A 538-nucleotide genomic window follows, 5' to 3' on the forward strand; every position below is an offset into this window, starting at 1 on the left:
CCTGGGCGTTCCAGGTGGGGAAGGACAGTTGGGCGGTTCCGGCCTGTGTCCCGTTCAGGTACAGGGTGGCCGTCCGTGTGGCCGCGTCGTACGTGCCTGCCAGGTGGAACCACTCATCGAGGGGCGGTTCGACCCCGGACAGGACGCCTTCGACCGTCGCATCGGTGGTGTCGGCGCTGGTGAAGGCGAAGACCAGGCCGTGCTCTGCGGTGTTGCCGAGGCGGAAGGGAGCCTGGTGGGTGCCCTTCTGTTCGAGGACGGTGTAGTCGCCGTCCTTGTCGCTCCAGCGCAGCCATGCGGCGGCGGTGAAGCTCTGGTCGGTGTGGATCACAGGTCCGGCGGTCTGGGCCAGGGGTTCCTCGCCGGGCTGGGTGACGTCGATGGTGACCTGCTGCCAGTCCGACCAGCCTGAGGTGGTGTCGCCGGCGACCGCGCGCGCCCTCCAGCGGACCTTCCACCCGTCGGTCAGCTGCCCGGCCGGGACGGGGATGTTCGCCTGGGTGCCGGAGGCGACGTTGTCCGCGGCGCCGGCCCAGAT

General features: G+C 70.3%; 1 protein-coding gene. It reads right to left on the reverse strand.

Annotation, left to right across the window (positions count from 1 at the left end; translation table 11 throughout):
- Nucleotides 1–538: LamG-like jellyroll fold domain-containing protein (locus FLX08_RS40120; RefSeq protein ID WP_167530782.1), on the reverse strand; the 538-nt coding region annotated here is incomplete at both ends.

This window comes from Microbispora hainanensis (assembly GCF_006874475.1).
Taxonomy (GTDB): Bacteria; Actinomycetota; Actinomycetes; order Streptosporangiales; family Streptosporangiaceae; genus Microbispora; species Microbispora hainanensis.